Source organism: Algoriphagus boritolerans DSM 17298 = JCM 18970, assembly GCF_900108085.1.
Classification (GTDB): Bacteria; Bacteroidota; Bacteroidia; order Cytophagales; family Cyclobacteriaceae; genus Algoriphagus; species Algoriphagus boritolerans.
This window is the reverse complement of the sequence record NZ_FNVR01000002.1, coordinates 167,297-190,886: the sequence shown is the minus strand read 5'-3', so window position 1 is coordinate 190,886 and position 23,590 is coordinate 167,297. Positions and strand designations below refer to the sequence as shown.

Genomic DNA, 23,590 nt, shown 5'->3' with positions numbered 1-23,590 from the left:
ACGGCATTTTTTATGTTAGCTCAAAGACTTTGACCTATATTACGCAACCAAAAACAACCATTCAGGCAGATGACAGAACAGCCCCAAACTACCCGACGCGAATTTATCCATAAAGCAGGAGTCCTCATTGGAGCAGGGATAATGGTAAACCCTTTATCGGGATATTCATTCACTGAAAAAAAGACTTGGACAGTGGGAGAAATCATTGACTCGTTCCTCTCACAGGTTCCCAATGCGCCCTTTGCCCAAACGGTGGACACTATCAAAATCGGATCCAGAGACACGGTAGTGACTGGGGTGGTAACGACCATGTTCACATCAATGGAAATCATCAAAAAAGCAATCGATCTGAAAGCCAATCTGATCATTCCCCACGAACCCACTTTTTTCTCCGGGCAAGATGAGACAGATTATTTGCAAAATGATCCGGTTTTTCGCGCCAAATATGACTTGATGGCAGCACATGCCATTACACTTTGGAGGAATCATGATTACGTCCACCGGATGCAAGACGACGGAGTGCGGGTCGGAGTCGTGGGAGATTTAGGTTGGAAGGAGTATTACACGCCTGGAAGTCGGATTTTGAACATTCCGAAAACAGATCTCAGGGGACTGATCAATCATATTAAAGCAAAATTGGGCGTTCCTGCGATGCGATATGTGGGTGACTTGAGTCAAATATGCTCAAAAGTTCTCTTGCTTCCGGGGGCTGTCGGTGGCCGCCTTCAGCTTACCCAAATCATGGAGCATCGCCCGGATGTATTGGTATGTGGGGAATCCAATGAATGGGAAACTCCTGAATATGTGCGGGCAGCAAATGAGATCGGAATGAAGCTATCCATGATCGAAATTGGCCATTCGGCCAGTGAGGAAGGCGGTTCTGAGTTTATAAAAAATTGGCTGAATGAAAATATGCCCGGACTTCCGGTTTACCATATTCCTTCAGGAAATTCTCTTCAAATTTTTTAAAAAAAAGTGGGCTGATTATAAAATCAACCCACCCTATGACATTATTCAAAATGTTTAGATTTAAGAATTGTCCTTTTCAAAGGTCTCATCCACATTGATTTTGAATTTTTGCCATGCTTGCTCGATATCACTGGTAGTCTTATTGACTGCCTCTTTGATGTCGGCCCAAGTGTTCTCGGTAGCATTTTCAACATCATCAAGCGCACGCTCGACTGCTGTTTTCTCATTCTTCAATTCAGCTTCCATCTCTTCAATTTCCAGCTTCATCTCTGCGTTGGCCTCTTCTTTTTTGGCTTCCAGCTCCATAATCTTTTTATCGATTTCAAGCTCCAACTCCTGGAGTTCTGCTCGGAGTTCTACCTTTTCCCGATCAAAATCTGATTCGATTTGAACCAGTTCCTGATCTCGGTTTTCAGCTTTATTACTTTCACTACAAGACATCATTAGAAATCCCGCCGCCAGAAAACCTGCCATTGCAATTACTTTGATTTTCATTTTAGATAAGTTTAGAGGTTGAATAGTTTGATTTCAAGAGTATTAAAGTTTGTTGATTTCGTCCTTGACGGTATCAATGGAACCACCCAGTTTTCGCTGCAAGCGACCAAGAAGCTCATCTTCTTTGCCTTCTTCATACAAAAGATCATCATCCGTCAGGTCAGCATACTTTTGCTTCAGTTTTCCTTTTATCTCATTCCAGGAACCCTTGATTTGAAGTTTTGTGTCAGTTTTCATCTTTTATTTGGTTTAGGTTAATTAAAAATATTCTACACTCAAAGTTTCAATCTCAATGCCACAACACCTAAATCTTAATTCTGAGCAAATAGAAGGATTATTGCCAAAATGGCTTGTGGAAAAAACTTCCAAATTGTGTGGTTTTAGGCCAGAAGTGTGCAATTTTTTCCCTTTCTCCAGAAAAAATCAATCCGATAGTTCTTCAAAAAAAGGCAGGAAACTGCCCGAAGGACAATTTCCTGCTCAATGAAATTAAAAACTCTTCTATAAAGTGTTATAAACTCCAGGTATTCCCCACCTCCGAAACCGGAATACAGCCTTTGAATTCTCCCGGGATCGGATCGTAGCTCAGGACATTTTTACCGATTCCTTCAGAAGTAAAATAGGCCCAAAGTACTGTTGATTTCAGGCTTCGATAGAATCCTACTGGCTCTTTTGGGCCCACTGCTGTCCCCCATACATTTTTGGGAAATTTGGGTGACTTCGCTTCATGAGCTTGAAAGCATTTGGTTTTATCCTCAGGACTAAGGTCTGCAAATACTTTCCCGTAGGCAGCTTTACAATCCGCATTGAACTTGTCAATCTCGGTTATCACATTTTTTTGACCTGCTTCATCGTAAGTCTTAGCGTAGATGGAGTCGATGAAAATATCAGCTTTTACATCCAGGCCACCGGGAGTTTCGGTTTTTGGCAAAAGGAAATCCACAAAAGCGGTAATGAATCGCGCCTGATCTTCTGCCAAAAACTGAGGAGTCCAAGTCAGTCGATCTTGCTTGGCACAAGCCTGCAAAAGGCTCAGCATGGTCGGTGCTGCTATTGCCGAACCGGCAAACAGTGCGGATTTTCTGAGTGCGTCTCGTCTATTCATGGCTTAGAGATTTGATTTTTTGAGTTCGGAAACAGCGTGATTGGCAGCTCTGGCAGTAAGTGCCATATAGGTCAATGATGGATTTACACAGGAAGATGAAGTCATACAAGCACCATCGGTCACAAATACATTTTTGCAATCATGGACTTGGTTAGTCCCATTCAACACCGATGTATTTGGATCACGTCCCATTCGGGCGGTGCCCATTTCGTGAATACCATAGCCCATTTCGTGCTTATTGTCAAAATCCATGATATTCTGCACTCCTGCTCGCTCCAGCATTTCCTTGGCATCTACCCGGATTTGAGCATTCATGGCCAATTCATTTTCTCCCCATTCCGCATCAATGGAAAGGGTTGGCTGCCCCCACTTGTCCAAGACATCTTTATTCAGATACACTTTATTTTCGTGATAGGGAAGGCATTCTGCAAAACCCGTAATGAAGAATTCCCAAGGTCCCGGTTTCATCAGTCCATCCTTGAAGTCTCCTCCAAAACCTTCCTGATTAGAGCCTGCTCCCCAACCTGCGCGACCTCCACTGCCTTGAAATCCAAAACCTCGAACAAACTTGTCCGACTTGGTATTTTCATCCAGATTGACATAGCGTGGGATATATATTCCGTTTGGACGGCGTCCTTTATAGTATTGATCATCAAAACCCTCCACGGTACCCATGGCACCGATGCGATAGGTATGATCCATCAGGTTATGACCTAATTCACCGGAGTCATTTCCTAGGCCATTTGGGAATCTGTTAGAAGTGGAGTTAAGCAAAATCTGTGTAGTGCTTAGCGTGGAAGCATTGACAAAGACGATTTTGGCTTTGTAAACGATCTCCTCCCCTGTCTCTGAATCGATGATTCTGACACCTGAGGCTTTTCCTTTTTGTTCATCATAGACAATGGACTGAACGATGGAAAAAGGACGGATCGTCATATTTCCCGTAGCATGAGCTGCCGGTAAGGTCACCGCATTGGAACTGAAATAAGCTCCATACGGACAACCTCGGTCACAGCGGTTTCGGAACCGACATTTCCCTCGTCCATTCAGCGGTTCGGTCAGGTGAGCCACCCGGCCAATAATCATATTTCTTCCTTTGAATTCCTTTTCTATTCGCTCCTTGACATGCTTTTCCACACAGTTGAGCTCCATAGGAGGTAAAAAATGGCTATCTGGAAGATGTGGAAGACCTAATGCCTCGCCGCTGATACCGGCAAACTTCTCCACATGGGTGTACCATGATTCCAGGTCCTTGTATCGAATCGGCCAGTCTACCCCATGCCCGTCTTTGGCATTGGCCTCAAAGTCCAAGTCCGACCAACGATAGCATTGCTTGCCCCAAAGGAGGGATCGACCTCCCATTTGGTGCGCTCGAACCCAGAGAAAGGGCTTGACTTCCGTGTAAGGATTTTCGACATCATTGGCGTGAAAATGCTCGTTCATTTCGCCGATAAAACCAGATCGACCGCCTTTTGGGTGTCTAGCTTTCTGCTCGGGAGTAAGTCCTCCGCGGAGGTCAGTATCCCAAGGGTCGAGGTTCATGGTAGGATAGTCTACGACATGCTCCACGATACGTCCCCGCTCTAAGACGAGAGTTTTGAGCCCGGCTTCGCAAAGTTCCTTTGCCGCCCAGCCTCCGCTGATTCCCGAACCGATGACGATGGCATCATAGGTCAGGCTTTTGTCTGCATCAATATTAAAATTGGCCATTACAATAGGTTTATTAGAGGATCAATAATAGCCAAAATTTTGATTAAATGGGGATTTTGGAAGCTTTTCCAAAGTTTGAATCTTGGGAAAAGCTTCCGTCTCAAATTGATTCTTAATAAACTTACTACAAGCACAAACATGAATTGACATTCTTGCCCAGATAAATCAGTTATGTTTTGAAACCTAGTTAAAAACTATATTTATGCGTTTCATAATTCATTTTCAGCTTTGTAAATAAATTATTAAAATATTTTTAACAATTAGTTTGTTTTTTTTTTTTGCGACTCCTATATTGCTAGTGATCTTATTGGCCAAGTGATCAGGGAAACCGAAATCCGCCCACACAAAGGGATTTTTTAACCAATAAATTCTTTATCAAAATGAAAAAGGTAAAATTGTTTGTCTTAAGTGCCTCAATTTTGGGGATGACAGCTTTTGGAGTTTCGTATTTCGGAGCTAGTGAGGCTGAAGCACAATCAAACGCGAGTTCAGGTTACTGCACTTGGAATGGGAAGGATTGTTTCGACCCACTATCAACCAATTATTGTATTTGCGAGACTATTGCAGATGAATAGTATTTCTTAAAGAGTCCATCCTTGGTGGACTCTTTTCTCTTTTTCCTAAATTAATAAAATAGAATGAAAGCATTAAAGGCCTTTATTTTCTGTATTTCAATTTTCTCCTGTTCGCCAAAAGAAGAAAAAATTCAACTTTCTCTAACAGTCCTTGATTCAATTAAAATTCCATTGGATTCGACAATTAACCCAAATGGGACCACGTTTCAATACATAAATTCAGACTCAGGTGAGTATTTAGCCCTTCAAAATAAAGCAGTTCACGCTATTGAAATATTTAATCTTGAATTCGGCATTCATGCCAAAAGAATAAAACTTCAGAAAGATGGACCTAACCGTTCTGGAGAAGTAAATGGATTTCGGTTATTTTCTAATGATTCGTTGTTAGTTGCCTCCTATCCACAAAAACTGATGCTGTTCAATTTTGAAGGATTAAAAACAAGTGAATTCCCAGTCAAAGACAGCCAAAACGATGTGAATTACATTTCGTCGACCAGCGAAATCCCCTTTTTATTTGATGGAAAAAAAGTATTTGGCGCACAACCATTTTTTCGGAATTTCTTTGATATGTCTGCTTCGGATCTTGGTAAATACAGTCATATCTATCAACTGGATATGGAATCTGTTAACCCAGAAGCTGAATGGCTGCCCATCTCCAATCCTGAGGATACTTGGAAGGAAGGGAAAAAAGTGTCCAAATTCACTTGGACAGATAGAGGAGACAGTATTTTGGTTTCTCCGTACAACGATCACCGAATCTGGGTGATTTCCAAGAAAAGCGGAGAACTACTTAACCGATTGGAAGTGAAAGCGCCTTTGGTAAATCAATTTCATATAATCAAAGGGCTTCCATCTGGGGACCAGGGCATCATTGAAGAACTTGAATCAGACCGATATGAACTTCTTCTTTATGATCAATTTCGAGCTGTATTTTACCGGTTTTATTTTGTAGGTATCGATGTCAACGACTTTGAAGTTCATTATCGGGAATTGTATTCAAATCGACCCAAAATTGGGTTATTGGTTTTAGACACCAATCTGAAAATTATAGGAAACCATCTTTTTGACACGCACCAAATCGAACCCTGGAATTACTTTGTAGGCCGTAAAGGACTCTACGTCTCCACCAACAATCCCAACAGGGACGATTTCGATGAGAACTACCTGAGGTATGATATTATCCGCTTTGAAGGATTGGAGTATGAGGATTAGTTTGGTTGCATCCTTTTTAATTTTGCTGGGACTGATTGCCTGTAAGCCGAAGGGCAAAAGTGAGATAGCGGAAATTTTGGGTATTGAAGAGCCAAAGGACTGGATCCTGGTCATCCATCCCGAAGGGTGTAAAACCTGCTTGGAAAGCTTGTATAATGACTTGGCATCCTTAACTCCAGATACCGATGCGGCAATCGTAATCCTGGCCAAAAACTCGAAAAACCTGAGGATGATTCCTTTAATTGAAAACTCACCCATTCCTCTTTATCTGGATGAAAACAAGATCTTAATCGAAAAAGGGATTCTGGAACTTCAAGATCAAATTTTACTATTCAAGGATGGTGGTATGAAAAAATTCGATATTCTAAATTATGAAAGCGCTTTGGTCGAAATAATATGAAAAGATGTTCCTAGGATATATTCTAGAATTGGAAACTGGAAAAATATGGAATCCGATTCCAGATTTTTCCAGTTTTTAACAATGTACTCGGTTAAAACTCCATTTCCGAAAGAGGTTTGTGGCAAGAAAAAGTCCAGCTCCGATAACAATCGGAGGAGAAGGAGGACAGCACAAAAAAACCTTAAAACTCCGAAGTAAAATGAAACTCGATATCGGGATAGTTTTCCTGAACCATTTGCAGCCAGGATTTTGACTCGGCCATAAAGACCAGCTTGTCGTCCTTGTCCCGGGCGATGAAACGGTTCTTGGAGCGAACAAACTCATCCAGTTGCTTTTTGTCCTTGCTGCTGATCCAGCAGGCCTTGTAGAGGTTCATTGGCTGAAACTCCACCGTGGCGTTGTATTCATTCTTCAGTCGAAATTGAATCACCTCAAACTGAAGTTGACCGACTGTACCTACCACTTTTCTCGAACCGATATCAAAAGTAAAAAGCTGCGCCACCCCTTCTTCCATTAGCTGTTTGAGACCTTTTTCCAACTGCTTGGTTTTCATGGCGTCTTTGTTCACCACTTCCCGGAAAATCTCCGGTGAAAAGCTCGGGATTCCGGTGAACACCATGTTTTCCCCATCAGTAAGTGTATCCCCGATCTTGAGATTGCCGGTATCGTAGAGTCCGACGATGTCTCCCGGGAATGCCTCATCGATGATTTCCTTGTCCTGCGCCATAAACTGCGTGACGTTAGAAAACCGAAGCGGCTTAGGTCCGCGAACGTGGTTATAAGGCTTATTTCGCTCAAATTTACCCGAGCAGATTCGGAGGAAAGCAATCCGGTTCCGGTGATTCGGATCCATGTTTGCGTGAATCTTGAAGATGAAACCTGAAAAATTGGGTTCTTCGGGCTTCACTACACGCACATCCGTTTCCCTGCTCTTGGGAGCAGGGGCAATTTTAATAAACGTATCGAGCATTTCATTTACACCGAAGTTATTCACCGCAGATCCAAAGAAAACAGGAGCTACTTTACCAGTCAGATAAGCTTCTGTGTCCAACTCAGGATACACGCCCTCGATCAATTCCACATCCTCTCGAAGTTTGCCGGCGAAGTTAGGCCCGATCAATTTCTCCAACTCAGGATCATTGACATCTTCAAATTTCTGACGGACATCACTCAGCTTTCGCTGCGAAGGCGTGAAAAGGTTCAAGTTATGGTCAAAAAGATTATATACTCCTTTGAAGCTTTTGCCCATGCCGATAGGCCAAGAGAGGGGATGACACTCGATATTCAGCTTTTGCTCCACTTCTTCCAGCAGCTCGTAGGGATCCCGACCTTCACGGTCCAGCTTATTGATAAAGCAGATCACTGGCGTATTGCGCATACGGCAGACCTCCATCAGCTTTTCAGTCTGGATCTCGACGCCTTTGACACAGTCAATGACCATGATTACCGAATCGACAGCAGTCAAAGTCCGATAGGTATCCTCTGCAAAATCCTGGTGACCCGGCGTATCAAGTAGGTTGATTTTGATGTCTTTGTATTCGAAGCCCATGACCGAAGTCGCAACAGAGATCCCCCTTTGCTTCTCGATTTCCATCCAGTCAGACTTGGTCGCAGTGTCGATTTTGTTGGATTTGACCGCTCCGGCAGTCTGAATCGCACCTCCAAAAAGCAGTAATTTCTCAGTCAGGGTGGTTTTTCCGGCATCGGGGTGGGCAATAATGGCAAAGGTTCGTCTCTTCTGGATCTCTTCTTTCAGCGTCATGGATATTGAATTTCAGGGTGCAAAGGTAATTAAAAATGCCTTTAGGGCATTCTTTATTACGAAGTACGATTGACGAAATACGAATCAAAACCAATGATACGCGATTAGGAATATTTAAAACCCAGAGCCCGTATTTCGTATTTCTTCCTTGGTATCTAAATCAATACTCCAAAATCCCTTCTGTAATAAACTGAGAAGCGTCTTCCAGATTGCCCAAAAGCATAATTCGAAAGGTCGTCCCCTTTCCGATTTCAGAATTTTTGACAAAAATCCTTCCTCCATGGTACCCCTCTACAATTCGCTTTGCCAAAGTTAGACCCAAACCCCAACCCCGCTGCCGGGTGGAAAACCCGGGATTGAAAACTTTATTGAAGTTTTTCCTTTCAATCCCCTTTCCCGTATCAGAGATATCAATGATGACGTATTTATCGCTGTCCTGCAATATATCTATGGTCAGCGAGCCTTTACCTTTCATCGCATCCACCGCATTTTTGCAGATGTTTTCGATCACCCACTCAAATAGCGGCTTGTTCATCATCGCATCCAGATCCTTGGTATCGGAATGGATCTGCATATCGACTTTGGTGGAAATTCGGGGCCGAAGGTAATTGATCGTCTCTTCGATGACTTCATAGAGATTCTCAGCTTGGATTACCGGTTTGCTTCCGATACTGCTGAATCGCTCGGTTACCATTCGCAGTTTGACCACATCTTTGTCCATTTCCTGAATGATTTCCTTATTTTCCTCCCAGACAGGAGAATTACGAAGATAATCGATCCAGGCCATCAGGGAAGCGATAGGAGTCCCTAGCTGATGGGCAGTCTCTTTTGTCAAACCCGCCCAAACCCGATTTTGCTCGGAGATTTTACTTTGGTTGAAAAGTGCAAAAGCAAGAATCCCAAAGACAAAAATGACCGCCAACTGGACATAAGGATAATATTTAAGACTAGTCAGAAGCTCCGAATTTCTGTAAAAAACCCGGATATCTGCCTCTTGCAAATAAATTGGCTCATATACCTGCTGCATTTCCAGAAGCTCGCGTTCCAGTATTCTGATCGAATCCTGACCGTCGGCATTTTTTTTAAATTTGATGTTGCGAAATTCGATCGGATCACCTTGAGAATCGACCATGATGATCGGAATGGAGTAATTCTGCTGAATGATTTCCTGGTTGATAAAGGTGAGATTTTCCGAAGTGGTGGCTGCATATTCCAATGCTGAGGAAAGAAGCTGAATCTGACGATTTTCGCGCGCTCTCAATTCATCTACAAGCAAATTGGTATACCAAATGGAACCTGAGCCAATCAAAACAGATACAAAAAAAACCAGCCACTTGACTTGCTTTTTATTTTTGTAAAAGTCGATGGACGTAAGGTCTTGGAATGTGTTTTTCATTCAGGATTTAAGCAGTGTCAAGAATATAAACTCCCGAGCGTCATTGAAAGTATAAGTGGGCAATAGATTTTATCAGTGACCTTTTTCGGCCATTTTAGCGTTTACATAGTGGAATCAACATTGAAAAATTAGTGATTATTGTGAAATCTAGCATGATATCAAGGTACAATCCTTAGTATTATTTCAAATCATGTGACATTCTATTTAACCTTTAAAAATCAAATTATAAACATATGAAAACAAATGACATCGGATTAGAAATCAAAGAATCCAAAACTCTTGTAAAGATGCTCAATGAGCTCCTTGCCAATTATCAGATTTACTACCAAAACCTTAGAAACTTCCACTGGAATGTGTCAGGTCCTAATTTCTTCGAGCTTCATGCAAAATTCGAGGAGCTTTACACAGTAGCCAACGTCAACGTGGACAGTGTGGCGGAACGAATCCTGACTTTGGGCGCCAGACCATTTTCTTCCTATGAAGAGTACATCGAAAACTCCGGAATCAAAGAAGCTAAAAATGTGCATGAGGCTAAAAAAATGGTAGAAATCATCCGTGAAAATCTCAACGAATTGTTAACCTTGGAGCGGAAATCCCTGGAAGCTGCAAATGAACACGGCGATGAAGGCACAGTATCGCTCCTGAGTGATTACATTACCGAGAAAGAAAAAGTAGTGTGGATGCTATCTGCCTATCTGAAATAAAAAAACTTAAAATCCCGGAAGTGTTATAACTGTCCGGGATTTTTTTATTGGCTGCTTTTAAGCCACTTCCACATCATTTTGTAGGATGGCTTGGTTCCGTGCATTAATATTCCGATTCGGTAAATTTTACCTGCAAGCCAAGTGGTAAACAAAAATCCTCCAATCAATAATCCCATCGATAGGGCCAATTCCCAAAATGGCACGCCATAACTGATTCGCCCCATCATCGCAATGGGCGAGGTCAATGGAATAATCGAAAGCCAAAATGAAACTGTGCTGGTAGGGTCCTGAAGCACAAAAACAAAAAGTCCCATATAAGCCACGATCAAAGGAATCGTCACAGGAAGCATGAATTGCTGAGCATCTGATGGGGAATCCACCGCTGAACCGATCGCTGCAAACAACGCTCCATAGAGTAAATACCCTCCTAAGAAATAGATGATAAAACTACCGACTAGTGCGGCGAAATCTATCCCACCGATTACCAAAAGCATATCTGCCAATTCACTTGAATCCGGACTTGCTTGTGCTAATTCAGGATTTGCCATCTCCATGGCCTGCTGCTGAGGCATTGGCATACCGAGAACACCCATTACTACCGAAGAAAGGGTACCAATAAGCACCACCCATATCAAAAACTGAGTAAGCCCCACGGCTCCAATTCCGACTATTTTCCCCAGCATGAGCTGGAAGGGTTTCAGCGAGGAAACCAGAATTTCTACAATACGTGTGGATTTCTCTTCGATCACACCCTGCATGATCTGATTGCCGTACACAAAAATGAAAATGTAGATCAGAATTCCTGACAAAAATCCCAAGGCGTAATTTACAGTCGCATTATTGATTTTTTCTTCTCCTTGCTCACCCAAGGTAATTGACTGGATTGAGACGTCGCTGCGAATCTCACGAAGTACTTTGGGGTCTATTCCCTGATCGTATAGCTTTTGATCTTCAATTTTGCGCTTTAGGGATCCTTCCAGGTACCCCATCAAGCTCATACTTGGATTTTCAAGTCCATAATATTGGATACCTGCGGGGTTCTTAAGATCAATTTTGGGGATGTGCAAAAACCCATATCGATTACCATCCTGGACCATTTTCTTGGCAGCATCCAAATCTACCCCAGAGGATGTAAATGCATATTGTTCTGAGCTTTCTATGAAGAAAAGATCTGTCTCATCGATCACTTCGATGATCCGCAGGGACTGATTCCCCTTTTCTTCCATGGCAATCCATACAAAAACTCCCATAATTGCGGGAAAAATAAGTGGAGTCAAAAGGGTAGCAATCAGGAACGATTTCTTTTTGACACGGGCCAAATATTCCCGCTGAATGACCAATAGTATTTTATTCATCTGCTGCAGATTGAACTTGGTGAATAAAAATTTCCTCAATACTCGGGGTTTGCTCTCGAAAAGTCATAACCTCTCCAAAATCCATCATTTCGGATAATAACTCATTGGGGGATTTTCCCGCCAAGGGCAACGTAAATTCCCAAGTATCATCTGATCGCTTGGGTGTCCACTCCACAGGCAAGGCTTTTTTAAGCTGACTTAGGACGATTTGAAAAACCTCAGGGCGAAAGCTGCGCTTTATCTCCTTTACAGTCCCATCCAGGATTTTTCTGGACTTATTGATCATGGCCAAATGGTCACAGAGCAATTCCACAGACTCCATTCGATGGGTGCTGAGGATGACGGTAGTCCCTTTATGTTTTAACTCTAAAATTTCATTTTTGATGATCTCAGCATTCACCGGATCAAAGCCGGAAAAAGGTTCATCTAGAATCAAAAGCGATGGGCGATGAACCACTGTTGCGATAAACTGAACTTTCTGAGCCATACCTTTGGAAAGGTCTTCGATTTTCTTGTCTCTCCAGCTGTCGATCTCCAGCTTGTCAAGCCAGCTTTTGATTTGAATCTTTGCTTCGCTCTCGCTCAAGCCTTTCAATCTTGAAAAATAGATCAGCTGATCCCATACTTTCATTTTTTTATACAGGCCTCTTTCCTCAGGTAAATACCCGATTTTTCTGATATCCTCAGGTGAAAGCTTATTCCCATCCAACTCTACCGTACCGCTATCCTGCTCAATTATTTGATTGACGATTCGTAGTAGTGTTGTTTTACCAGCACCATTGGGGCCCAAAAGGCCAAAGACCACCCCTTTTGGCACCAAAAGATCCACATCTGTGAGGGCACGGTGATTTTCGTATGACTTATTTAAACCGGAGATTTGAAGCATTTTCGATTCTATTCGACTGTAACCGAGCCAACGCCCACATCCAAAATCAACTCTAAAAGCTTTGGATCCGAAGGTTTGTATCCTTTGGTCACGTAAGTTTCTTTGTCAATTGATCTAAGATACTTTGGGAATACTGTTCGGCACAGGGGGTTTTTTACCATTCTGATTTTCACAGGATTGGATTCAGGTGGTAGTTTGAGGTGTATGCTTCCTCCACTCACAGCTGCAATTACCTGACAGGAACTGGCTAGCCCATCACTGTAATTCAGGTCAATTTTACCATAGCTCACTTCGATAATTACAATTTTTGCATTGGCAAAATTCGCTTTTTGGACCTCTACAGTTCCCATATTAAGTGTGACCAGGAGCGTGTCCATTTCCACCTGATTGGGGATATTGGCACCATAGTACACTTTGACATCCGAGCTGGCGCTTTTGATTTTGAGCTGTGAAACAGGAATCTGCGAAAGGTCAAATTCAGCTTTCCCCACGCCCAGGTTGAAGTCGAGATCATATAAAAAATTGGAGCCAAGACCCAAATCCCACGTATGGTCAAAATTTGAATTATCAGAAAAAAGCTTGGAAGTGATGCTTTTTCCAAGGTTGTCAGACTCCACATTTTTATGCACAAGGCTGACATCCAAAAAATTATTATGGATGGAATAGTTAAAATCCGGAAGGATATTTGACTTCAATAAATGCCCATGAATATAAATCGGATCCGAGGTAATCATCCGCTTGAGTTGGGTCAAGCTTTTGTAAGAGGAAAAATTCAGATAGACGAGCTCGAATCCTTTTCGTTCGGTGACCTTGTATTCTCTTACAAATTGTGCTTGACCGGGAATGGCCTCCACCATAATCCAAAATAAAAGCAGACACAGTTTTTTAAGCATACGGATAGGTTACGCCGGTCGGTTGAAAAGGTTTTTAAAAATATAAAAAAAGCCGGAATCACTCCCGGCTTTCCATTTTCTAGAAAAATTCCTTCATTTTATCAAAGAAAGATTTGTCTTGCTTTCCTGGATTAGGCTTGAAATTTTCAGAACCCCTGAGGGATTCTAGAGTTTGGCGTTCTTCCTTGGAGAGCTCTGTAGGTGTCCAGACATTGACCATGATCAGTTGGTCACCTCGATGGTATCCGTTGATATCTTTGATGCCTTTCCCTTTTAAGCGAAGCATTTTTCCGCTTTGAGTTCCCGGTTCTATTTTAATTTTTACTTTACCGTCTATAGTAGGCACCTCCAAGAATGCACCAAGAGCCGCGTCTATAAAGGAAACATGCAGATCATAGATTACATTATTCCCTTCACGCTGGAGGACATTTTCCTCAGATTCTTCAATTACAATCAACAGGTCACCGGGAATACCGCCGGGAATTTCATTTCCTTTTCCCGACATACTGAGTTGCATGCCTTCCCCTACACCACCTGGAATATTGATGGAGATTATTTCCTCTTTGACAATCAATCCACGAGAATCTGCTTCGGGGGGTTTTTTATCGACAATTTGACCACTTCCTCCGCATACCGCACAAGTGCTTGCGGATACCATCTGACCAAGCATCGTATTCACTACTTTCTTTACCTGACCGGTTCCTTGGCAGGTGCCGCAGGACTTAAATGAGACTCCGGCAGCTACGACGTGTCTTTTGACTTTTATTTTTTTCTCAACTCCATTTGCGATCTCCTGCAAATTGAGTTTTAATTTCACTCTGAGGTTAGTCCCTTTTTTGGTTCGTCTACCTCCGCCGCCACCGAAAAAGGAACCGAATCCTCCGCCGCCGCCAAAAATATCACCGAATTGGGAGAAAATATCTTCCATATTCATCCCTGCTCCGCTATATCCACCATTTCCACCTAAACCTTGGTGGCCAAATTGGTCGTAGCGAGCCTTTTTTTCGGCATTGCTCAGCACTTCATAGGCTTCAGCTGCTTCTTTGAACTTTTCTTCTGCTTGAGGATTATCCGGGTTTTTATCCGGGTGGTACTGAATCGCCAATTTGCGATACGCCTTTTTTATCTCATCCGCACTTGCAGATTTGGATACTCCAAGTACTTCGTAATAGTCTCTTTTTGCCATGATTTTTATGCTCCTGTTACCACCTTTGCATACCTCACCACTTTATCTCCCAAGGTGTATCCTTTTTCGATCACATCGATGACCATACCTTTCAACTCTTCGGAAGGTGCCGGAACCTGCGTAATTGCTTCCTGAGTATCAGGATCAAACGGTTTCCCTGTCAATTCATCCATTACTTTCAATCCTTTGGACTCCAGTATTTTGACTAGTTTGATGAAAATCAACTGATTCCCTTCTCTGATTTTAATGGGATCGGTTTCTGATTCGGAAGCTTTAGATGCTCTTTCAAAATCATCAACCACCGGAATCAGATCTCTGAGAACATCCTCGGAGGCCGTTTTGATCAGATCAATTCGCTCTTTTGCAGATCTTTTTCGGAAATTTTCAAAATCAGAGTAAAGTCTGAGGTATTTATCTTTCAACTCAGCGATTTCAGCTTCAAATTTAGATTCTTCGATTTCAGCTTCTAAATTTACTTCCGTCTCATTTTGAGGTGTATCTTCTATAATTTGCTCTTCTGATTGCTGATTTACTTCTTGATCTAGTTGTTCTTTTTTTTTCATGGAAATAGCCAATAGTTGGATAAACGGGAAATATCAATGTCTTTGCCAGACCGCTTTTTCTGACAAAGTGACATTTGTCAAGAATGAATTGCCTGCCAGATCAGGTCTTTAAGTTTGTCGAGGTTAAATTGACTGACGGAAGAGATGAAAACATAGGGGAGATCTTTAGGCACTTCCTCTTCCATTTCCTTCATCAGATCCACATCCAGCATATCCGCTTTGGAGATTGCCAAAATTCGCTTCTTGTCGAGCAATTCAGGATTGTATTTCTCTAACTCTCCGAGTAAAATCCGATACTGTACCTCGATACTTGGAGCATCGGCCGGAATCATGAAAAGTAAAATGGAATTTCGCTCAATATGTCTCAAAAATCGAATTCCTAGCCCTTTCCCTTCAGCGGCTCCTTCGATGATTCCAGGAATATCAGCCATTACAAATGACTTATCATCCCGGTAACTCACCACCCCCAAGTTGGGGACCAAAGTGGTAAACGGATAATCCCCGATTTCTGGACGTGCCGCCGAAATAGAGGAAAGAAGTGTTGATTTTCCTGCATTCGGAAATCCTACCAGCCCCACATCAGCTAGAAGTTTAAGCTCTAATATTATCCACTCTTCAATTCCCGGCTCACCCGGCTGGGCAAAGTGTGGGGCTTGATTGGTTGCAGTTTTGAAATGATCATTTCCCAAGCCCCCCCGACCTCCGGGAGTCAAAATTACCTGCTGTCCATCTTCTGTAATTTCAAACCGTTTTTCTCCTGTCTCTGCGTCTTTGGCTACCGTGCCAAGCGGCACGTCGAGAATGATGTCCTTTCCGTCTGCACCGGTTCTTTTTCCTCCTTCGCCACCTTTTCCGGAGTCTGCGATTACGTGTTTCTTATATTTAAGGTGGAGCAAGGTCCAATGTTGCGAATTCCCGCGAAGGATAATATGCCCTCCCCGACCGCCGTCTCCACCATCAGGCCCGCCTTTTGGCACGTGTTTCTCACGTCTGAAGTGAACAGAACCTGCCCCTCCCGCACCGGAACGGGAGCAGAATTTCACGTAATCTATAAAGTTGGAATCCGCCATTTTCTAAGAATGAAAAAGGCTAAGCCCGAAAGCTTAGCCAAGTCTTTGTGTCGCAAAATTAAGGATTTGCAATGAATCAATAGCTATCAATAGTGGCTGAAATCTGCTGAAAGATCTCATTGATCTCTCCCACTCCATTGATTTTCTTTAATTTACCCTGCTGTTCGTAGTATTTGGCTACAGGTAGCGTCTCATCCAAATAGACTTTTATTCGGGTATTGATTTTCTCTTCGTTTTGATCATCAGCCCGGTTGGATGTCTTTCCTCTTTCGATGATTCTCTTTTTGAGAACTTCCTGTGGCACATCTAGGGCAATCATGCCTGATATGGACATGCCGTTATTTTCCAACATTTTATCCAAAGCTTCCGCCTGTGCGGTAGTTCTCGGGAAGCCATCGAAAATGAATCCTTTGGAATCTGCGGAATTACTTATTTTTTCTTCCACCATTCGGATTACCACTTCGTCCGGTACCAAGTGACCCTCGTCCATATATTTTTTGGCAAGGTTTCCAAGGTCTGTACCTTCTCCCAGATGCTTTCTGAAAAGATCACCGGTAGAAAGGTGTGTCAGTCCATATTTAGAAATAAGCTTTTCACTTTGGGTGCCTTTACCCGCACCCGGAGGACCAAATAACACAATATTCAGCATTCCAGAAGTCGTTTTTAAGTTGTACTGAGTTGATAGAGATCAGGTAGATTCCGTCCCAATCCATCGTAATCCAAGCCATAGCCGACGACAAATTTATCGGGAATTTCAAAACCCACATAATCTAAACTGTAATTAAACTGGAAAGCTGCCTTCTTAAATAAAAGTGTAACGATCGAAAGTCGCTTGGGATTGTGCTTTGAGAGCTCAGAAAGAAGGTAATTCATACTAATTCCCGTATCCACGATATCTTCTACAATGAGCACATTTTTTCCTTCCAAATCTGCAGAAAGCCCAAGGAGGGACTTTACTTTTCCTGTTGTTTGTGTCCCTTGGTAGGATGAAATCTTGATAAACTCACAACGAACGGCAAGATCAAGCTGTCTAACCAGGTCTGCCATCACAATAAAAGACCCATTCAAAACCCCCAAAAGGATTAATTCTTCGCCTTGAAAATTGAAAGTTATTTCATTTGCCAAAACTTTTAGTCTACTTTTTATCTGTTCCCCTGAAATGAATAATTCAAAAGGCAGGTCCCCAACATTAATTTTTTCCATTTTGGATTTTAAAGCTCTTTTAAAAGAAATCGGTACATCCTGATCATGGAATCGAGATCAGCAAGTGAGACTTTTTCATCAGGAGTGTGGACATGGTCTTCCGCCGCTCCGATAAAACACCAATCGATGGCATAAGGGGAAAACTGAACCTCCCTACCGTCACTCCCGCCGTGAGCTTCGACTTCTACCTGAAAAGGAATTCCACTTTTTTCAGCCAAGTCAATGATCTTGTCCATGAAAACTCTCCTCGGGATAAATTTATCGCGAATGGATATGACTACCCCATTATGATGCTGAACTCCCTCAGTTATCCACGTAATGTCAGAAATCAGCGCTTGTCTGATCGGGGCATTTTCTTGGATAAATTTCAATAAAAAGGGCATGCTTCCTCCCCCATGTTCTTCATAGGTAGAGAATATAACCCACCCATTATCAATAGTTTCACACAATTTTAATGCATTGTAAATACCCAGTCGATTATCCAAATATGCCGCTTGAATATATTCATCGTCCAGTCTAATAGTTTGTTCGAAAGACAATCTTGTTCCGGCCTCTATCCCTCTCGGAAAGTCGTGAAAGCAGGAATCTTCGTCTCCCAGAACTTTACAGGAGATCTCTCCTTTATTATCTTTCCCCACTAATTTGGTCCCTGCAATAATTTCCGGACCACCCACGGCTACAAGTTGATTTTGGTACCTAGTCATGAAGCCAATGGTGTCCAAATGAGCAAAAACCGCTGTTTTTGGGATTCCAAATTTCAACAGTACACAATCATGAAACTCTTCACCGGAAAAAATTACAGGTTGAACTTTCCATCCCAATGACCGTTTAGTTACATAATTGACAATAAATGCCGATATTTCTGCTTCATCACCCGAAACGCTGCGTTTATTTAATAAATCAAACAATAATTTCATTTTGGCATTAATTGTGTTGTTAATATTTTGTCAAAAATTAAAAATTCTTATAAATTTTGAATCCCAGATTGCTAATTAAATAAATCATCTAGATTTGCAGTAAATTAAAAGTTTATAAATTTGTAATCACATCTATCAATCACTTAAAATTTGAACAAAAATTTTTTGTCATGAAAAAATTTATACTCTCATCCCTTATGGCCGGTGCCTTAGCTTTAACAGCTAACGCTCAGGAATTCAACAAATGGTCCCTTGAGGCCACAGGTGGTTTTAACAAACCAATGGCTCCTCTGACGGGCGGCTATCTATCTCCGACTTTGAATATTGGACACGTGGACTTCGGTGTACGTTACATGTTCAATGAGAAATTTGGATTAAAACTTGATTATGGTTTTGGTTCAGTTAAGGAAGTAGATGGAGAAAGCCCATCATTCGACACCAAATACAACAGACTAAATCTTCAGGGTGTTGCCAACATTGGCAGAATCATGAATTTTGAATCGTTTAGTAGATCTTTTGGTCTATTAATGCACGGTGGAGCAGGTATTGGCTTAGTTGATCCACAGGAAAACACCTTTAATGATTTCAATGACGATGTGTATACCCTGATTTTTGGTATAACTCCACAATTGAAATTAAGTGAGAAGATATCTCTTGTAGGAGATATTTCTACCATCCTGAATGGTCGCCAGACAGTTACCTGGGACGGTGCTACAGCAATCAGACCTGATATCAGCAATGGATTTTATGGAGCAAACGGAACTTGGTGGACAGGTACCATTGGTCTTAACTTCTATCTTGGAAAGGCAGAACAACACGCTGATTGGTACATTGCTGCCGACAAATATGCAACCAAGGAAGAATTGGCTACACAAATCAATGGCATCAAAGACATGCTGAAAGATTCTGATGGCGATGGTGTTCCTGATTATTTGGATAAAGAACCTAATACACCAGCAGGTGCAAGAGTAAACTCTTCAGGAAATACGCTCGATTCTGATGGTGATGGCACTCCAGATCACTTGGATAACTGTCCATTCCAACCAGGTCCTGCTTCTACAAACGGATGTCCGGTTGAAGAAGAAGTGGTTGAGGAAGTTGATTATTTAAGAAAAGCGATCAACGACGGCTATGTTAATGTCTACTATGCTTTTGACAGTGATAAGCCACTTGGTTACTCTGTAAGTGCAGCACAATATGTGTCAAACTTCCTGAAGAGAAATCCAGGTGTAAGTGTGGAAGTGAAAGGATATGCTGATGAGTTGGGTCCTGATGACTACAACATGGAGCTTTCAGAAAGAAGAGCGAAAGCCGTCTACGATCTGTTGATTTCTTCAGGTATCGATGCCTCCAGACTTTCTTACAAAGGATACGGAGAAGATACTTCAGTAGACAAAGCTTCAGCTGATGCGCGACAAATGGCAAGAAGAGCTAGCTTCGAAATCAAATAAAACGTTTTAAAAACATCAAAAGCCCGATCTCGATCGGGCTTTTTTTTTGGACTTTATTTTGCATTGCCAGGTTTTTTCCCTCAATATTGACCTATTAATCGCCCTAATTACCCATGATAAAACAAGTTGTCCTCATTCTCCTACTAGGAATAGGAGCCAATTCCTATGCCCAATCTGAATTTAACAACTGGTCAATCGAAATTAATGGAGGGTTTAATAAACCGATGGGGCCTTTAACTCCGGGATATCTTTCCCCAACTCTCAATTTGGGACATTTAGATATAGGTGGGCGTCACATGATTAATGAATACGTGGGACTAAAGGGCAATTTAGGATTTGGAACTTTCCGTGAAGCAAAAGATGTAAGTCCAGACTTCACCTCCAATTATTTAACCCTTACAGCTGAAGGAGTAGGCAATTTCGGCAGAATGTTAAACTTTGAATCATTCACCAAAAAAATTGGCTTGTTAGGACATCTCGGTGCAGGGGGCGGAAGAATTTCTTATCAAGAACCGGCAATTTACTTCCGGGAGCCGGAGTATTATTACATTATCACCTCCGGTCTTACTACTTTATATAGCCTAACTGATAGAGTTTCCATTTCAGGAGATATTTCGGTAATGGTAAATGGTCGCCAAACTTTTACTTTTGATGGGAATGCATTTAATACAATCGATCAACCAAACCCACCGTTTAATCCTTTTGTCCATGCTACAGGTACCTGGTGGACTGGGACAGTAGGCTTAAATTTCTACTTAGGAAAATCAGAAAAGCACGCCGACTGGTATCTTAAACCGGATAAATATGTCGCAAAGTCTGAATTGAATGAGGCAATTAACGGAATTAAGGACATGCTCAAAGATTCAGACGGAGATGGTATTCCTGATTATTTAGACAAAGAATCGAACACCCCTGTCGGTGCAAGAGTAGATACATTTGGAACAACAATCGATTCAGATGGTGATGGCATTCCGGATCATCTGGATCAATGTCCCTTTCAGCCGGGACCATCGGCCACAAACGGCTGTCCCGCTGTATCCGAAAAAACCGCAGAAGTTGATTTCTTGAAAAAAGCTATAAACGACGGTTACGTAAATCTATATTTTGGATTTGACAGTGATAAACCCCTCAGCTACTCAATTAGTGCTGCCCACTATGTGTCCAACTTCCTAAAAAGAAATCCAGGCGTAAGTCTCGAGGTAAAGGGATACGCGGATGAATTGGGCCTTGACGATTACAATTTTAAACTTTCCGAAAGACGAGCAAAAGCAGTTTACGATCTTCTGATTTCAAGCGGAATTGAAAGATCACGACTTTCTTACAAAGGATATGGTGAAGACACCTCGGTAGACAAATCCTCCCAGAATGCTCGTCAATTTGCAAGAAGGACAAGTTTCGAAGTCAAATAAGTTTAAATCCAGCCCAATTTCACTAATTGGGCTTTTTTTATATATTTTCGTCATGTTTATTTTAGAAGAATTCAATTCAATCGGAAACCAATTTATAGCTGAACTTCGGGATGTTGCTGTACAGGGAGACCGATTGCGTTTTCGTAAAAACCTGGAGCGAATTGGAGAGATTCTGGCCTACGAAATATCAAAATCATTACCTTATCTCCCCAAGGAGATCCAAACACCTTTAGCAAAAACAAAAGCAAATATTCCCTCAGTAAATCCTGTGATTTTTGCGGTTTTACGAGCCGGCCTTCCTTTCTATCAAGGATTTTTGAATTTCTTTGACAAAGCTGAAAGTGGATTTATCGGCGCATTTAGAGAGGAAGGACCAGGAGAAATAAAAATCCATCTTGGATATCATGCCAGCCCCAGTTTGGAAGGAAAAACTCTGATTTTGACAGATCCGATGTTGGCAACAGGAAAATCTTTTATCCGATCCATTGAAAGTATACTCACTCATGGAAGGCCTGAAATAATCCATATTGCAGCTATCATTGCCTCCCCGGATGGAATCAAGTATATCAAAGATCACCTCAAAATCCCCCACCAATTATGGATTGGTGCTGTCGATGAATCCTTAAATGAAAAATCCTATATAGTTCCGGGATTGGGAGATGCGGGAGATTTGGCTTTTGGCGAAAAACTCTGATCCGTATGACAGCTTATTTTTTAGTGGCTTTGGGCTTGGTGATTCTTCTCCTTGGAGGAAAATTTTTAGTGGATGGAGCTTCTTCCATAGCCTTAAAATTGGGGATGAGTACCGGCTTGATTGGCCTGACTGTCGTTGCTTTTGGAACTTCGGCACCAGAGCTTTTAGTCAGTATAAATGCCTCTCTCAAAGGAAGTAGTGATATTTCAATCGGAAATGTAGTCGGTTCAAATATCTCCAATATTGCCTTGGTGCTGGGTTTGAGTGGTATTCTTTATCCGATCTTGATTCGAAAGAACCACATTAGATTTGATTATGTCATGATGCTTTTGTTTACGGTTCTTTTTTATCTCATCGCCTTAGATTACCTCATTTCATTTTGGGAAGGAGTTTTTCTATTTGTGATTTTGGTGACTTTCAACGTTTATTTATTTAGAAATCTTGGGAAAGGAATTATTGAAAACCAGGAAGAAGTAAATGAAGAATTAGCGCAGGTAAAAAATTACACCTGGCCTACATCGGTGGGGCTATTTCTCCTAGGAGTCCTTGGACTGTATTTTGGATCAGACCTTTTAGTTGAAAATGCAGTGTTAATATCAAGAGAATTTGGAGTCTCGGAAAGAGTCATAGGGGTGACAATTATCGCAATTGGTACCAGTCTCCCTGAACTTAGCACCTCCATAATAGCCGCTTACTCAAAACGTACTGACCTTGCACTGGGAAATATCCTGGGAAGTAACATCATCAATATTCTCTCAATCATTGGATTGACCGCGATGATTAACCCCATTATGGTTTCCGATGCATTTATTACGTTCGATTTCCTCTGGATGATTGGGATTTCATTATTGCTTTTTCCTCTCATGCGAACCAAAATGAGAATTACCAAGGTGGAAGGCTCCATACTCCTTTTGAGTTATTTCGCATATTTGTATTTCCTGTTATGAGCGAGTCTCTGATCACATTCTTCAGTATCTATTTCCTCTGCCTGTTCAAATTTATTGCAGGACCTGTTTTGGGTGCCGCAGCGGGGTATGGGTTTTGGCTGACCATGCTTGTCACGGTTTCAGGAATGATGTCCAGTGTGTTCTTTTTTACATTTGTGGGAGAAAAAATAAAAAAAACGTTAGCCCTGCGCTTTAACCGGAAACGCACTGTTTTTAGCAGAAAATCGAGAGCCATTGTAACCCTTTGGAAAAAATATGGCGAAATAGGCATTGCATTCGCCACTCCACTTTTTCTTACACCGATTGGAGGAACTTTGATTTTGGTTTCCTTTGGGACCAAAAAGCAAAAGATCTTTTTTTACATGTTTTGGAGTGCAATAATTTGGTCTTCCATTTTTAGCCTGAGCATTGAGCAGATCCTCAGAATTCCATTTTTTGATCGGTTACTCGGGTAAGTTTTTTGATCCAATAGTTAAGGTTTTTGATTATGCCACCCTGCCTCAACCAGGCTCGATTCATGTGTTTATAATTTTTTTTTGGCGGCCACATGGAATCTCGCAAGGTTTACAATCATTCGAGTGTGTGACTTTTTAGTCATGCTCGATTTCATCTGTTTATAATTTGTTTTTCAAAGGTCAGATGGAATCTCGCATGGTTTATAATCATCCCAGTGTGTGACGATCTTCGT

24 protein-coding genes are annotated in these 23,590 nt (G+C 41.8%); 9 read left to right on the top strand and 15 right to left on the bottom strand.

The features are described 5' to 3' along the window. The first annotated feature begins 69 nt into the window (after positions 1-69). A complete protein-coding gene (locus tag C4S61_RS02915; protein ID WP_235009776.1) occupies positions 70-969 on the top strand; it encodes a Nif3-like dinuclear metal center hexameric protein in 900 nt (299 codons plus the stop codon). Positions 970-1,029: 60 nt separating this feature from the next. Here C4S61_RS02915 and C4S61_RS02910 read toward each other — a convergent pair whose 3' ends face one another. From C4S61_RS02910 to C4S61_RS02890, 4 genes are all read right to left on the bottom strand, one after another. Then, positions 1,030-1,464, bottom strand: coding sequence for a sll1863 family stress response protein (locus tag C4S61_RS02910; protein WP_103923302.1), 435 nt, complete (start codon positions 1,462-1,464; stop codon positions 1,030-1,032). A 42-nt stretch (positions 1,465-1,506) separates the two neighbouring features. Beyond that, positions 1,507-1,701, bottom strand: a complete 195-nt coding sequence (locus tag C4S61_RS02905; protein WP_103923301.1) for a CsbD family protein — start codon at positions 1,699-1,701, stop codon at positions 1,507-1,509. A gap of 274 nt (positions 1,702-1,975) precedes the next feature. Further along, a complete protein-coding gene (locus C4S61_RS02895) occupies positions 1,976-2,569 on the bottom strand; it encodes a gluconate 2-dehydrogenase subunit 3 family protein (RefSeq protein WP_103923299.1) in 594 nt (197 codons plus the stop codon). Between the two features lie 3 nt (positions 2,570-2,572). After that, on the bottom strand, positions 2,573-4,279 hold the full coding sequence (locus C4S61_RS02890) for a GMC oxidoreductase (RefSeq protein ID WP_103923298.1): 1,707 nt from the start codon (positions 4,277-4,279) through the stop codon (positions 2,573-2,575). A 638-nt stretch (positions 4,280-4,917) separates the two neighbouring features. Between C4S61_RS02890 and C4S61_RS02885 the strand changes: the two genes are divergently transcribed. Together C4S61_RS02885 and C4S61_RS02880 are read left to right on the top strand one after the other, a co-directional pair. Then, on the top strand, positions 4,918-6,066 hold the full coding sequence (locus C4S61_RS02885; RefSeq protein ID WP_103923297.1) for a DUF4221 family protein: 1,149 nt from the start codon (positions 4,918-4,920) through the stop codon (positions 6,064-6,066). Continuing rightward, positions 6,026-6,466 (top strand): hypothetical protein, encoded by a 441-nt coding sequence (locus C4S61_RS02880; protein ID WP_146064332.1) that lies wholly within the window; start codon positions 6,026-6,028, stop codon positions 6,464-6,466. The genes C4S61_RS02885 and C4S61_RS02880 overlap by 41 nt, the downstream gene beginning before the upstream one ends. A gap of 181 nt (positions 6,467-6,647) precedes the next feature. Here C4S61_RS02880 and C4S61_RS02875 read toward each other — a convergent pair whose 3' ends face one another. Further along, a complete protein-coding gene (locus C4S61_RS02875) occupies positions 6,648-8,228 on the bottom strand; it encodes a peptide chain release factor 3 (protein WP_103923295.1) in 1,581 nt (526 codons plus the stop codon). Between the two features lie 160 nt (positions 8,229-8,388). Continuing rightward, entirely contained in the window at positions 8,389-9,624 is a 1,236-nt protein-coding gene (locus C4S61_RS02870) for a sensor histidine kinase (protein ID WP_103923294.1), read from the bottom strand. A gap of 233 nt (positions 9,625-9,857) precedes the next feature. On the opposite strand from C4S61_RS02870, the gene C4S61_RS02865 reads away from it, so the two are divergent. Continuing rightward, the gene (locus C4S61_RS02865; protein ID WP_103923293.1) at positions 9,858-10,328 is read left to right on the top strand and encodes a Dps family protein; all 471 of its coding nucleotides are present in this window, start codon (positions 9,858-9,860) and stop codon (positions 10,326-10,328) included. Positions 10,329-10,372: 44 nt separating this feature from the next. On the opposite strand, the gene C4S61_RS02860 is transcribed toward C4S61_RS02865, so the two are convergent. The 9 genes from C4S61_RS02860 to C4S61_RS02820 form a co-directional block, all read right to left on the bottom strand. Then, positions 10,373-11,683 carry an ABC transporter permease gene (locus tag C4S61_RS02860; RefSeq protein ID WP_103923292.1) on the bottom strand — a complete coding sequence of 437 codons (1,311 nt, stop codon included), beginning with the start codon at positions 11,681-11,683 and terminating at the stop codon, positions 10,373-10,375. After that, positions 11,676-12,569, bottom strand: coding sequence for an ABC transporter ATP-binding protein (locus C4S61_RS02855; protein ID WP_103923291.1), 894 nt, complete (start codon positions 12,567-12,569; stop codon positions 11,676-11,678). The genes C4S61_RS02860 and C4S61_RS02855 overlap by 8 nt, the downstream gene beginning before the upstream one ends. Before the next feature lie 8 nt (positions 12,570-12,577). Further along, positions 12,578-13,462 carry a hypothetical protein gene (locus C4S61_RS02850; RefSeq protein ID WP_235009774.1) on the bottom strand — a complete coding sequence of 295 codons (885 nt, stop codon included), beginning with the start codon at positions 13,460-13,462 and terminating at the stop codon, positions 12,578-12,580. A gap of 79 nt (positions 13,463-13,541) precedes the next feature. Next, entirely contained in the window at positions 13,542-14,648 is a 1,107-nt protein-coding gene (gene dnaJ / locus C4S61_RS02845; RefSeq protein WP_103923290.1) for a molecular chaperone DnaJ, read from the bottom strand. Positions 14,649-14,653: 5 nt separating this feature from the next. Further along, positions 14,654-15,211, bottom strand: coding sequence for a nucleotide exchange factor GrpE (locus tag C4S61_RS02840; protein ID WP_103923289.1), 558 nt, complete (start codon positions 15,209-15,211; stop codon positions 14,654-14,656). A gap of 77 nt (positions 15,212-15,288) precedes the next feature. Continuing rightward, a complete protein-coding gene (obgE, locus tag C4S61_RS02835; RefSeq protein ID WP_103923288.1) occupies positions 15,289-16,281 on the bottom strand; it encodes a GTPase ObgE in 993 nt (330 codons plus the stop codon). Positions 16,282-16,357: 76 nt separating this feature from the next. After that, positions 16,358-16,930: an adenylate kinase gene (locus tag C4S61_RS02830; RefSeq protein WP_103923287.1), complete on the bottom strand. Its 573-nt coding sequence runs from the start codon at positions 16,928-16,930 to the stop codon at positions 16,358-16,360. A 14-nt stretch (positions 16,931-16,944) separates the two neighbouring features. Beyond that, positions 16,945-17,484 (bottom strand): hypoxanthine phosphoribosyltransferase, encoded by a 540-nt coding sequence (hpt, locus tag C4S61_RS02825; RefSeq protein WP_103923286.1) that lies wholly within the window; start codon positions 17,482-17,484, stop codon positions 16,945-16,947. Between the two features lie 8 nt (positions 17,485-17,492). Continuing rightward, a complete protein-coding gene (locus C4S61_RS02820) occupies positions 17,493-18,401 on the bottom strand; it encodes a zinc-binding metallopeptidase family protein (RefSeq protein WP_103923285.1) in 909 nt (302 codons plus the stop codon). A 170-nt stretch (positions 18,402-18,571) separates the two neighbouring features. Between C4S61_RS02820 and C4S61_RS02815 the strand changes: the two genes are divergently transcribed. From C4S61_RS02815 to C4S61_RS02795, 5 genes are all read left to right on the top strand, one after another. Beyond that, positions 18,572-19,852, top strand: a complete 1,281-nt coding sequence (locus C4S61_RS02815) for an OmpA family protein (protein ID WP_103923284.1) — start codon at positions 18,572-18,574, stop codon at positions 19,850-19,852. A gap of 113 nt (positions 19,853-19,965) precedes the next feature. Beyond that, complete coding sequence (locus C4S61_RS02810) at positions 19,966-21,261, top strand: OmpA family protein (protein ID WP_103923283.1); 1,296 nt, start codon at positions 19,966-19,968, stop codon at positions 21,259-21,261. Between the two features lie 52 nt (positions 21,262-21,313). Continuing rightward, positions 21,314-21,955 carry a uracil phosphoribosyltransferase gene (gene upp, locus C4S61_RS02805; RefSeq protein WP_103923282.1) on the top strand — a complete coding sequence of 214 codons (642 nt, stop codon included), beginning with the start codon at positions 21,314-21,316 and terminating at the stop codon, positions 21,953-21,955. A 5-nt stretch (positions 21,956-21,960) separates the two neighbouring features. Continuing rightward, positions 21,961-22,902 carry a calcium/sodium antiporter gene (locus C4S61_RS02800; protein ID WP_103923281.1) on the top strand — a complete coding sequence of 314 codons (942 nt, stop codon included), beginning with the start codon at positions 21,961-21,963 and terminating at the stop codon, positions 22,900-22,902. After that, positions 22,899-23,357 (top strand): hypothetical protein, encoded by a 459-nt coding sequence (locus tag C4S61_RS02795; protein ID WP_103923280.1) that lies wholly within the window; start codon positions 22,899-22,901, stop codon positions 23,355-23,357. The genes C4S61_RS02800 and C4S61_RS02795 overlap by 4 nt, the downstream gene beginning before the upstream one ends. Positions 23,358-23,590 lie beyond the last annotated feature (233 nt).